Origin of the sequence: Pseudanabaena cinerea FACHB-1277 (assembly GCF_014696345.1) — a bacterium.
In the GTDB taxonomy this organism is placed as follows: domain Bacteria; phylum Cyanobacteriota; class Cyanobacteriia; order Pseudanabaenales; family Pseudanabaenaceae; genus Pseudanabaena; species Pseudanabaena cinerea.
The window spans coordinates 1-11,799 of sequence record NZ_JACJPY010000108.1 but is presented as its reverse complement, the minus strand read 5'-3'; the positions used below and the strand labels follow the sequence as shown (position 1 = coordinate 11,799).

Sequence of the window (11,799 nt, the reverse complement as noted above, 5' to 3'; positions counted from 1 at the left end):
GTCCTAACCCCATAATTTTTCGTCTTATACTGGTGGTCAGCACACACATCTTCGCTCCCACATTCTGGACAAGCATAGGTAAATAGATTCATTACACTGGTGTTTTTAGCCGAAGTTTATCTTTTATTATTAACTCCATATGTCATATATTGCAATGCTTTTCCCTACTCATTACACGGAACCAGTGCCAGCATCGTCTTCAACACAGAATCAGGGTTGAGACTGATGGAATCGATACCTTGCTCGACAAGGAACTTGGCGAACTCTGGATAGTCGCTAGGGGCTTGACCGCAGATGCCGATCTTGCGGTGGTTTGCCTTCGCCTTTTGGATCACCAAGCGCACCATTGACTTCACTGCCTCATTGCGCTCATCAAAGATATGGGCAACTAGGGAAGAGTCGCGATCGAGTCCTAGAGTTAACTGGGTCAGGTCATTGGAACCAATGGAGAAGCCATCAAAGACTTGGGAGAACTCATCTGCCAAAATCACGTTACTAGGGATTTCGCACATTACATAGACTTCTAGACCATTCTCACCGCGTTTTAAGCCATTCTTTTCCATCTCCGCCAAGACCCTGCGCCCTTCTTCGGGAGTACGACAAAACGGAATCATGGGAATGACGTTGGTTAAACCCATGTCATCGCGTACCCGTTTGAGGGCTTGGCATTCTAGGGCATAGGCATCACGATATTTGGGATCGTAGTAGCGAGATGCACCACGCCAGCCGATCATGGGATTTTCTTCGACAGGCTCAAAGGCGCGACCACCAAGGAGATTGGCATACTCATTGCTCTTGAAGTCGGACATCCGTACTACGACGGGTTTGGGATAAAACGCCGCCGCGATCGTGCCGATGCCATGCGCCAATTTGTCCACGAAGAAATCTGACTTGTTCTCATAGAGCGCCGTCAATTGAGAAATTTCCCATTTCGCCGCCTTATCTTCGAGGGTATCGAAATGCATCAGCGCCAGAGGATGTGCCTTGATGTGGTTGGCAATGATGAATTCCATACGGGCTAGACCGACACCATCGCAGGGAATTGCCGATAGACCAAATGCTTCTTCGGGGTTGCCCACATTCATCAAGATCTTAGTAGTCAATTGAGGCAGATTATCAAGGGAAGTTTCCAGAATTTCAAAGGGAACCAGACCTTCATAAACCTTGCCTTCTTCACCTTCAGCACAGGAAATTGTGACCTCCTGCCCCGTCTTGAGCATACCTGTGGCATTGCCGCAGCCCACGATCGCTGGGATACCCATTTCCCGCGCAATGATGGCAGCATGGCAGGTACGTCCACCCTGATTGGTGACGATCGCACTGGCTTTCTTCATAATCGGTTCCCAGTCAGGATCGGTCTTATTGGTGACAAGCACTTGACCTGCTTGGAAGTCATCAATGTTATGCACTTCTAGAATCACATTCGCTTCGCCTTGACCGATCATCTCGCCCACGGCACGACCTGTAATCAGAATGTTGCTAGAACCATTCAATTTATAATTCTTGAGAATGTTACCCGCCTTTTGAGATTGCACGGTTTCAGGACGGGCTTGAACGATGAATAATTCCCCAGTTTTACCATCCTTTGCCCATTCAATATCCATTGGTGACAGTTTGCCGCGCACTGCTGAATAGTGATCCTCAATGATGCAAGCCCATTCGGCGAGTTTAAGAATCTCGTCATCGGTAATCGCAAACTTGACCCGTTCGGACATTGGTACAGAAATGTTCTTGGTCAGTTTACCGCCGCCAAGATCGTAGACCATCTTGATCTCTTTCGTGCCAAGGCGCTTTTCGAGAATGGGGCGAAAACCTTGTTTGAGCGTGGGTTTGAAGACAAAATACTCATCGGGGTTGACAGCCCCCTGCACAACATTTTCCCCTAAGCCATAGGCGGTGGTGATCAATGCGGCATTTTTGAAACCTGTTTCGGTGTCAATGGAAAACATCACCCCAGAGGCAGCCATGTCAGAGCGCACCATTTTTTGTACGCCCACCGATAGGGCAATGTCAAAATGATCGAAACCATTGATCGTGCGGTAGGAGATGGCGCGATCGGTGAATAGGGAGGCAAAGCAGCGATGGCAAGCATCGACAACTTCGTTTGTGCCATAGACATTCAGATAGGTTTCCTGCTGTCCAGCAAAACTGGCATCAGGTAAATCTTCGGCAGTGGCACTAGAACGCACCGCCACATCCGTATCTTCTTCCGAACCATACATGGTGCATAGTTTGCGATAGGACATGGCGATCGCCATTTGCAAATCTTCAGGAAATGGCGTACTCAACACCAATGCCCGCGCCATCCGACCGCGATCGCGCAGATTGTTCATGTCTTCGATGTCTAAGTCAGCCAAGAGTTCTCTGAGTTTAATTTCCAATCCTGCCTTCTCAATGAAATGTCGAAAAGCATAGGCAGTCGTGGCAAAGCCATTGGGAACATTAACCCCCTTGGGTTGCAGTTGCCGAATCATTTCTCCCAAAGATGCGTTTTTACCCCCCACTAGAGGAATATCGGCAATTCCCACCTCTTCAAACCAAAGAATTAGCGCTTCTTCTTTAGGAACATTGCGCGACTGTTCCATCGCCAAGGATGAGCTAGTCATGATAATTTAACTCCCTAATCTTAAAGTGTGATTAGATCAACTTAGAGCAATTAGGTTCTTATCAATCGTTTAAATCAAATTCTCAAATGGTTGCTAAGAACCTTTAATCTGCCCTTATTATATCGACTATGTGATTACCACAATCCAAGGCTATTACATTTGTTTACTAAGCTTTGCAAAGGTTGACATTAATCCGTAAATAATCCATAAATGTCTGGATTTCCGACTTTTGGTGTGACTGCCACAATTGATCTATGATTGCAAGGAAAAAATCGGAGATCTTTATCTGTGGGTTCACCTTTTCTCGAAACGATCGCTCAATCTTTCCTGCCTGTCACAGCATCAGTGATTGAGATTCAGCCCTTTGGTAGTGGCAATATTAACCATACTTTTCTAGTTAGTTGGCAACAGAATATTAAAGGTTTAGAGCATTTTATTCTGCAAAAAATTAATACCAACGTATTCCCCCAACCCGCAGCCGTAATGCAAAATTTGCGCCTATATCTCGATCATGTGGGCGATCGCCTAACACAACAGCCCCCCGATCGCCGATGGGAATTGCCACAAGTATTACCGACAGCCACAGGGACAGACTATTTGCGAACGGAAGATGGCGAATATTGGCGATCGCTAAGCTTGATTGCCAATGCCCGATCAATTCAAGCAATTAGTAAGCCACAGGAAGCCGCAGAATTAGGCTATGGGTTGGCAATGTTCCATTCCCTAACGATGGATCTTGATCCGCAGCGATTACTAGATAGCTTGCCAAATTTCCATATCACGCCAATTTATTTACAGAAATATGATCAGGTTCTTAATTCCCTAAATCATGGAACTCGTGATGCCGCCATTGAGAAAGAAGTTAACCATTGCCAGCAAATCATCAGCGATCGCCGTGAATTGGCGTTTATTCTAGAAAATGCTAAGACCCAAGGCAAATTGCCAATGCGCGTTATTCATGGCGATCCGAAAGTAAATAATATTCTCTTTGATCGACAGACAGATCAGGCTGTGAGTATGATTGATTTGGATACGGTCAAGGCGGGGCTATGGCATTATGACATTGGTGATTGCTTGCGATCGGGATGCAATGGCTTAGGGGAGGAGACGAAAGCATGGCAGGATGTCAGCTTTGATCTGGATCTCTGCCAAGGAATTTTGCAAGGATATTTTCCTAAAATGCGCTCATCCCTTACAGCAACTGATTGTGATTATTTTTGTGACTATATTTATGATGCTGTGCGTGTAATTACCTTTGAGTTAGGACTGCGCTTTTTTACAGATTATCTAGCAGGAAATGTCTATTTCCATGCCCAATATCCCGAACATAATCTCAAGCGATCGCTGGTGCAATTTCAATTATTGTTAAGCATTGAGTCTCAAGTGACTTCTATCAAAAAAATAATTGCCGATTTGCAACATACTTACAGCAGCTTGGAATATAGCCACAGCTAATCAAGCTGCTCATCAATTTCGCCCAACCCCAAAAGAGTGTTGCGGCATTACGCTCTTTTAAATCATGATTTTTTCCTAGACTTCAACCAATGGCTTATTGTCTTGACGCAAAGGAATCGAAATACACATTCCTTCCCTTGCCATCACTGCCCCTGAAAACTGCTCCCTTGCCTGTCGCCCAACCTCATCTAGATAATCGTCATTATGGAGTGGATCATGGTGAAAAATCACTAAGGTTTTCACGTTAGCAGCCTTCGCCACTTTAATCGCCTCCTGCCAAGTAGAATGCCCCCAGCCGATTTTGGGTGAAGTACTTGACCAATATTCTTCATCGGAATAAGTAGCATCCAGAATTAACACATCAGCATTACGCGCCAGATATACCAAATTTGCATCTAGATGATCACGAAAATGTTCGGTATCAGTGGCATATACTGCCACGCGATCGCCGCAAGTGACCCGATAGCCCGTTGCCTCTCCTGGATGATTTAAGATCCCCGTTTCCACGGTTACTTTACCGCCGAGGTGGATCGTGCTTGGCACTGCAATGTCAAAAAACTTTAGACAGGAGCCCATGATTCCCAAAGGGACGGGAAAATTGGGATGGTGCATCTGTTCGCCTAGGCGCTCTTGCATAGTTTGCCCCGTGGGTGCAATCTTGCCATAAATCTTAAATACATTACCTTTGATAAAAGCAGGGGTGAAAAAGGGAAAGCCCTGAATGTGATCCCAATGGCTATGGGTAAAGAAAATACTAGCTTCTAGGGGCATCTCCTTGAGTAAATGCTGACCAAGGACACGAATGCCTGTGCCTCCATCAAAGATAATTCGCTCACCTTGACAGCGCATTTCCACACAGGGAGTGTTGCCACCGTAGCGCACCGTATTGGAACCTGGTGTGGCTATACTTCCTCTTACACCCCAAAAATGAATAGAAAATTCGCTATCAGAAGTGGACATTAGCTAATTCAGTGTTAGAGAATTGTGAAGCTTTGGGCTAGATTTGGCTAACCCAGCAAAAAATAGTTTTAGCGCTTTGCCGCCATACTAAGTTTAGATATATGCTAACCCTATAGCCCTTAATGTGGCTATCAGCTTTTAGTACTAGCCAACATCAGTTTTCTTGCCCAGCATCGTCAAGCATGAGCCTATCAATCGTGACCACAACTTCTAATTTGCGATCTAATCCTATTGTATCGGTAGATTCACCATCCCTTTCTCTGTCCTTGACAATTTTGGGGATGAAATGTGCAGGCTGTGTCGCGGTGGTAGAGAAGCGCTTGCTTGACTGTGAGGGGGTAAAGGCGGCTACGGTCAATCTCCTTACAGAAAGGGCAACGGTAGTCTATGGCGATGAAAGTTCACCAAAGGATTTAGCACCGCAGTTGATTGAGGCGATCGCCAAAGCAGGTTTTACTGCCAAAGTGATCGATCAAAGCGATCGCCATATTGCGCCCAGCCCCATATCCTCTAACTCAAGTTCTCGCCTAGCCACATTGTCAGAAATTGCCATCCCTGCACTGTTAGTCATGCTGGCGATCGTGGGACATTTGGGATTGATCGGGGTTGCCGATTTACCATTGATTGGCAATATGTACGCTCATTGGGCAGTATCAACTGTCGCTTTAGGTTGGATTGGGCGACCGATCTGGTGGGATGGACTAAAATCTCTGTGGTATCGCGCCCCGAATATGAACTCCCTTGTGGGTTTAGGGACAATTTCTGCCTATGGAGCCAGTACGATCGCCTTATTTGTGCCGCAGTTGCAATGGCAATGTTTTTTTGAAGAGCCTGTGATGCTGTTGGGCTTTGTGCTGTTAGGGCAGGCATTGTTAGAAAGGGCTAAGGGACGCGCCTCTCACGCCATTCGCGCCCTGATGGATTTACAACCTGCCAAGGCAAAATTATTGGTGAAGACGGCGGCGGAAAATTCCCTAGATAAGGCAACGGAAATACCCCTAGAAGTGGCGATCGCAGATTTACAGGTGGGCGATCGCATTTTGGTATTGCCTGGGGAAAAGATGCCTGTGGATGGCGAGGTGCTCACTGGCATTTCCAATGTTGATGAATCGATGCTGACGGGGGAATCTCTGCCTGTTACCAAGCAAGCGGGAGCATCGGTAACAGGGGCGACTTTAAATCTGACAGGCGCACTCACGGTGCAGGTGACACAAACTGGCGCTGCCACCACCTTGGCGCGGATTGTGGCTTTAGTGGAAGCGGCTCAAGCCAGTAAAGCGCCGATCCAATACCTTGCCGATCGCGTGGCGGGTTATTTTGCCTATAGCGTCATGGCGATCGCCGCCTTGACCTTTGGGGTTTGGTACGGACTGCTCCATGCCGATATGATTTTTAGTTTAAAACTGACGATCGCCGTATTGGTGGTGGCTTGTCCCTGTGCGTTAGGCTTAGCGACACCGACTGCGATCATGGTCGGCACTGGCATCGGTGCAGAAAGAGGCATTTTGATCAAAGGGGGCGCAAGTCTAGAAAAAATCGATCAGCTATCTGCCGTAATTTTTGACAAAACAGGCACTTTGACCACGGGGCAACCTGAAGTTACGGATATTGTCACCGATGACTTGATCGTGTTTGGCAGAAGCATGATCGATCACACCACGCTCAAAAGTTTGGGCGATCGCCCAGTCCCCCCTTCAGCATTAAAGGTTTTACAAATTGCCGCTAGTGCCGAGGTGGGGGCAAATCATCTGCTTGGTGCTGCCACGATCGCCAAGGCAAAGGAGTTAGATCTGCCCCTATTGCCGATCTCCACTTCGCAAGTCGTGGCGGGTGGCGGTGTGGAAGCAACCCTTGCCAATGGAGAATTAATTCTCGTGGGCAATGCGCTTTGGTTGGGCGATCAACCTGTGCAGATTACGGAGGAAATGCAAAGGCGATCGCAAGAATTGGCAAGTATGGGTAAAACTCCCATCTTCGTTGCGGTTAACGGTCAACTGATGGGCATGATCGCTATGCGCGATCGCCTCAAACCTGAAGCTTTCAATGTGGTCGAGCAGCTTACGCACATGGGTTTACAAGTATGGATGCTCACGGGCGATCGCCCTGAAATTGCCCAAGCGATCGCGCAGCAATTGGGTATTCCCACCGAACGGGCGATCGCTGGGGTCAAGCCCGATGGCAAAGCGGCGGCGGTGATGCAGTTGCAAGCATCAGGACAGCGCGTGGCAATGGTGGGCGATGGCATCAATGATGCCCCCGCCCTTGCCACTGCCAATGTGGGGATTGCCCTCAGTTCAGGAACTGACGTGGCGATGGCAACCGCCGATATTGTATTGATGCGCCATGATATTAGCGATGTCGTGCCAGCAATTAATCTCAGTCGCGCCACCTTTAACAAAATTCGCCAAAACCTATTCTGGGCTTTTGGCTACAATGCCCTCGCCATTCCCATTGCCGCAGGACTACTCTATCCCCGCTTTGGCATTGCCCTCAATCCCACGATCGCAGGTTTAGCAATGGCATTGAGTTCCGTCAGCGTGGTGTTAAGTTCCCTATCCTTACGTAAGCAATAAACATCAATATGGATTGGTTCTATCTAGTCATTGCGGGTCTATTGGAAGTTGTTTGGGCAAGCTGTCTCAAATTTACAAATGGTTTTACAAAGTTAATACCGAGCCTAATTACCATCTCCGCCTTCACCGCCAGTTTTATTCTCCTCGCACAGGCGCTCAAAACCATCCCTGTTGGTACTGGATATGCCATCTGGACAGGTATCGGCGTTATCGGCACGGCAGTGGTGGGCTTGCTTTTTCTAGGCGAACCCCGCGATTTCCCCCGCCTATTGGCGATTGCCCTAATCGCGATCGGTATTGTCGGTTTGCGGCTAGGAGTAGCGGAATGATAAAATAATAGGGGAATTTTAAAAAGCCTTGCTTAGCAACGCTTTTTAAAATTTGAGGACTTACCCAAAATCCCCAGCAAGCATCAAAAAAGTATCAAAAAGAATGGATTCTCAACCCCTGAACGATCAGCCCAATGCTCAGCCAAGCGATAAACCCTCAAAATTAAAATCATTACTCCTGAGTATTTTGAGTTTATTGGCGATTTTATTTATCACGCTGACCCTACAGGCAAGTTGGCATAATCCTCAAGAACAAACAAAATTAGATCTATTGCAAACTGACCTCATCCTGCAAGCATCACAGCCGAGCATAATGCAGGACGGAGCCAATCGCAATAATGTCAAAAGCGAGATTGTGCAGTCTTTGCTTAGCGATCGCGACTCACAAAACCTCTATGCTCAAGCTCTCGCAAGTTATCAACAGGTTCTCAATGCCAATAATTATTTATTAGAAAATATTCAAAATTCGTCCACATCACCGCAACTGCAAAAGAAACTAACAAGCATGAGCGAACTGCGGATTAGATCGGGATTGTTGCAAGTTCAGACCAATGACCTCCAAGGGGCGATCGCCACATGGCAAAGCATACAGGAGCTAGAGCAGGGCAATATGTCGACCTATGGTATGACCGCCCAAATTTTGCGGGGGCTATGGTCTGAGCCACAAATGCTCTTTCCTGATGCCGAATCGCAAATTCGCCGCACCCTCGATGGTTGGTATCGTCAAGTTGCCTTAGCCAGACTCTATCAAGCCCAACAGAGAAATGAGAATCTCAGCGAACTATTCCAACAGGCACAAATAGAACAGGATGCTGCCATCAATCGCCTTGTAATTGTGAATAGCATCCCTCTAATTGGCGGCAGTTTGGGGATTATGCTCTGGTTAGGGCTGACGATACAATGGCTCTTTTTTCGGAAGCGATCGCCATTTTATTTGGAGCGGCAGCAGCAAGATGAAGATACTGAATTATTGGCTTGGCAAGTACCTTGGGGCTTGGCAAAAACTTGGGAAGTAATGGTTCTCTGGTTTACAGCCTTCTGCCTAATGACCCAATTAGTAATTCCCCTAGTATTGGAACTATTGGGGATTTCGATGCGAGTTAGTGAAGACTTTACCCTGCAAGCATGGCTAGTTTTGATTCCCTATGTGCTTTCCGTTGCGCCGATGCTACCAATCTTACATTTGAGCTTAGAAAAATATCAGCCCTTACCCACAGGTTGGTTTCAGTTCAAATTTCTAACCCCGCAATGGCTCCTCTGGGGTATTGGGAGTTACTTTGCTGCCGTGCCACTAGTATTGGTTGTGTCCTTAATTAGCCAAAAATTTTTACAAGGGCAGGGTGGCGGTAATCCTCTACTTCCCATTCTTATTGATAGCCAAAATACCTTACCAAAATTTCTGCTCTGGTCAACCTTAGCGATCGCTGCACCTTTTTTTGAAGAATATCTATTTCGCGGCTTTCTCTTGCCATCACTCACTAAGGCTCTCCCTGTATGGGGGGCGATCGCCCTCAGTGGCTTTCTATTTGCAGTGGCACACCTCAATCTCGCTGACATCATCCCCCTAACTGTTTTGGGCATGGTCATGGGTTTTGTCTATTGGCGATCGCGCAATTTGCTTGCCTCCATGTTGTTGCATTGTCTTTGGAACAGTGGCAGTTTTCTGGCGCTGATTGCCCTTGGAGGAAAATAGATAATTCATGTTATGTAGAAATTTCTACTAAAACACTAGGCTTAACCGCCCACAACGAATGCTCTTCCCAAGACATTCCTATATTTTCCACTCCCTCAACTTTACATCTATCTGAAATCGATGGATTGGGGATTGATTTACCAGCCGTTGTTGATATTTCACGGTTTAAATGCTTGATGCGATTATAACATGAAGTTATTAACCTCAAACTATTTAACCAATGGCACGATCGCGGCAATTAGGAAGTCTTTGAATATGAGCTAGAAAATGGCGATCGCATCAAAGCTACCAAGGATCATAAGTTTATGACCACTGACGGCGAGATGGTGGCGATCGATGAGATTTTTGAGCGTGGGTTAGATTTGGCGATCGCAAAACAAACTTGAAGGGAGATCGCTATTTAGATTTTGAAGCTCTGAGGCGCTCTTTTGCTGAATCATAAGCGGGATCGTGCTCATCAAAGCTAATAATCCGAACTGTTTTTGGGAAAGGAGAATCAACAACTCTATAAACCAATCGATATGCACTATCATCCCAGTCAACTTCTAGCGCTCGGTAATTTGCCAAATCCCCTTTTAAGGCGTGGTTTGGAAACTGGCTTGTATATAGTGGATTTATGGATAGAAGTTGCTTGAGACTCGGATACAGTGCTTGTAACTGTATTGGCAGTTTTGGGATATCCTGTTGAATTACCAGTTGATTTTCCTGAACTGCGTATAGAGATTTGGCTTTGCGACTTTTGTTTTTGCCCACTAACTTTAAAAATATTGATTTGTTCTTGCAACATATTCAGATCAATTTCTTCTCCCCGTTCAACAGTTGTGACCCACTGAGAATCATCAGCTTCTAGAGGTAATCGTTGTATTGCTTTACCTTCAGCCGTATGGGGATTGAGTTTCGCTAATGATGAATCTGTGATGGTTTTCATATTCATAACATTGTCGCTTTGTACAATTATTCTATCATGACGACTGATGGTGAGATGTTAGTGATCGCCGAGATTTTTGAGCATGGGTTAGATTTGGCGATCGCCCACAGCGAGAAATTAAGCTATGATTTATCTGTCATCAAATTATATTAAGGTGTTTAAAATGGATGCAATGACAACTCAAGAAGCAAGCCATAACTTAGATAGATTAATTGATCGTATCATTGACAATGTGCAGCCAACAATCCTTTGTAATGATAGAGGTAATAAGGCTATTTTGATCTCACTAGACGAGTTTTCTGCTTGGCAGGAAACCTTATATTTGCTATCTAATCCCTTTAATGCTAAACATCTACTTGGTTCAATTCAATCTGCAAAGGCAGGTCAAACTATCGAAATTGAAAGGCGATCGCTTTAGATTTAGTAACTGTCCTTTAGCTTTCTCATTGCCTGCTGTACGCTAACACCAACTTGTAACGCATCATTGAGCAACTCGGCATATTCAACGGCTCTAACTGTTGTTTTTTCTGATTCTATTGTAGTTAAATCAATATTAAAATATTCAGGCATAAACTTAGGATTTTCTCTAAGGATCTTTTCGGTTTTTAAAGCTCGTACTAAGCCAGCCCTAGTAATTCGTAGGGCATCAATAACAGTTCCCCTATCGTTAAGCTTGATGGGATTACCTGCTTCTACCAACTGATCTAAAGTATGTAGGTTTTTAACAATTTGATTGTGATTTGTTACTTCTCTAATGAGCCGTATAATTTTTTTAAGAGACATATTCCTGAAAATAACTATAACTGCTCTTAAAAAATACCCAGGAATGGAAACCATAGCAGTCTGTGGTAAGAAGAAAAAGAACACGAATCCAAAAATTTGACCGCTTAAGTGTTTCTGCTTTTCTACTTCAGACCAATTACTCCATTTTTTGGAAAACTTTTGATTCATTCCAATTCTTCTTCTAATAATACAAAGAGCCATTTGCTTGAAACTTGGGAATGCAATAAAGTATAAAGCAGAAGTGTTGAATCAGACATGAGGTTATCCCAAAAGTGGACACACTACTCCTGCAAAAAGCGTGATTTCAGCTTAATATCACTATCTTCCTAAACCAATGTACATAACTGATATTCTCACTCATGAATGCTTGTAAATACCTCAGTTTATCTAACATCTTACAGCCAAACTCTTTTGGTATCTCTACTAGCTCTAATAAAACATACGCTATTAAGCAAGTGTAGATTTGGATCGT

Annotated in this window: 9 protein-coding genes and 1 pseudogene; 5 read left to right on the top strand and 5 right to left on the bottom strand. The window is 45.3% G+C overall.

The features are described 5' to 3' along the window. Positions 1 to 164 precede the first annotated feature (164 nt). On the bottom strand, positions 165 to 2,606 hold the full coding sequence (gene ppsA / locus H6F44_RS20455) for a phosphoenolpyruvate synthase (RefSeq protein ID WP_199302214.1): 2,442 nt from the start codon (positions 2,604 to 2,606) through the stop codon (positions 165 to 167). Positions 2,607 to 2,894: 288 nt separating this feature from the next. Here ppsA and H6F44_RS20450 point away from each other — a divergent pair, with 288 nt between their 5' ends. After that, the gene (locus H6F44_RS20450) at positions 2,895 to 4,061 is read left to right on the top strand and encodes a phosphotransferase enzyme family protein (protein WP_190352940.1); all 1,167 of its coding nucleotides are present in this window, start codon (positions 2,895 to 2,897) and stop codon (positions 4,059 to 4,061) included. 75 nt (positions 4,062 to 4,136) lie between these two features. On the opposite strand, the gene H6F44_RS20445 is transcribed toward H6F44_RS20450, so the two are convergent. Then, positions 4,137 to 5,021 (bottom strand): MBL fold metallo-hydrolase, encoded by an 885-nt coding sequence (locus tag H6F44_RS20445; RefSeq protein ID WP_190352939.1) that lies wholly within the window; start codon positions 5,019 to 5,021, stop codon positions 4,137 to 4,139. A gap of 182 nt (positions 5,022 to 5,203) precedes the next feature. On the opposite strand from H6F44_RS20445, the gene H6F44_RS20440 reads away from it, so the two are divergent. The 3 genes from H6F44_RS20440 to H6F44_RS20430 all read left to right on the top strand — a co-directional run bounded on the left by H6F44_RS20440 (position 5,204) and on the right by H6F44_RS20430 (position 9,616). Beyond that, on the top strand, positions 5,204 to 7,594 hold the full coding sequence (locus H6F44_RS20440; protein WP_242016676.1) for a heavy metal translocating P-type ATPase: 2,391 nt from the start codon (positions 5,204 to 5,206) through the stop codon (positions 7,592 to 7,594). 8 nt (positions 7,595 to 7,602) lie between these two features. Next, entirely contained in the window at positions 7,603 to 7,923 is a 321-nt protein-coding gene (sugE, locus tag H6F44_RS20435; RefSeq protein WP_190352938.1) for a quaternary ammonium compound efflux SMR transporter SugE, read from the top strand. A 103-nt stretch (positions 7,924 to 8,026) separates the two neighbouring features. After that, positions 8,027 to 9,616 (top strand): CPBP family intramembrane glutamic endopeptidase, encoded by a 1,590-nt coding sequence (locus H6F44_RS20430; RefSeq protein WP_190352937.1) that lies wholly within the window; start codon positions 8,027 to 8,029, stop codon positions 9,614 to 9,616. Between the two features lie 538 nt (positions 9,617 to 10,154). Here H6F44_RS20430 and H6F44_RS20425 read toward each other — a convergent pair. Beyond that, positions 10,155 to 10,544 carry a hypothetical protein gene (locus tag H6F44_RS20425; protein WP_190352936.1) on the bottom strand — a complete coding sequence of 130 codons (390 nt, stop codon included), beginning with the start codon at positions 10,542 to 10,544 and terminating at the stop codon, positions 10,155 to 10,157. Between the two features lie 163 nt (positions 10,545 to 10,707). Between H6F44_RS20425 and H6F44_RS20420 the strand changes: the two genes are divergently transcribed. Next, complete coding sequence (locus H6F44_RS20420; protein WP_190352935.1) at positions 10,708 to 10,962, top strand: type II toxin-antitoxin system Phd/YefM family antitoxin; 255 nt, start codon at positions 10,708 to 10,710, stop codon at positions 10,960 to 10,962. A 2-nt stretch (positions 10,963 to 10,964) separates the two neighbouring features. On the opposite strand, the gene H6F44_RS20415 is transcribed toward H6F44_RS20420, so the two are convergent. Then, positions 10,965 to 11,495 (bottom strand): hypothetical protein, encoded by a 531-nt coding sequence (locus H6F44_RS20415; RefSeq protein WP_190352934.1) that lies wholly within the window; start codon positions 11,493 to 11,495, stop codon positions 10,965 to 10,967. A 136-nt stretch (positions 11,496 to 11,631) separates the two neighbouring features. Next, a pseudogene (locus H6F44_RS23330) lies at positions 11,632 to 11,799 on the bottom strand (IS4 family transposase); the annotation flags it as partial.